1 protein-coding gene is annotated in these 215 nt (G+C 66.5%); it reads right to left on the reverse strand.

The features are described 5' to 3' along the window. A partial coding sequence (locus ACZ3I3_RS40760) for a hypothetical protein (protein WP_467372910.1) occupies positions 1 to 207 on the reverse strand: 207 nt, incomplete at its 3' end. Positions 208 to 215 lie beyond the last annotated feature (8 nt).

Consider the following 215-nt stretch of genomic DNA (forward strand, 5'->3'; position numbering starts at 1 on the left):
GGCGTTGGTGAGGGCGGCTTGGCGGTCTCCGGTCTGGCTTTGATGGTTGGCGAGGTTGTTGAGTGCGCTGGCGAGGTTGGGGAGGTGTGCGGCGGGGTTGGCGTCGACCAGGGTTCGTCGGATGGTGACGGCTTCGGTGGCGGTGGTGAGGGCGGCTTGGCGGTCTCCGGTCTGGCTTTGATGGTTGGCGAGGTTGTTGAGGGCCATGGCGAGGT

Source organism: Streptomyces sp. NPDC016851, from assembly GCF_055562795.1.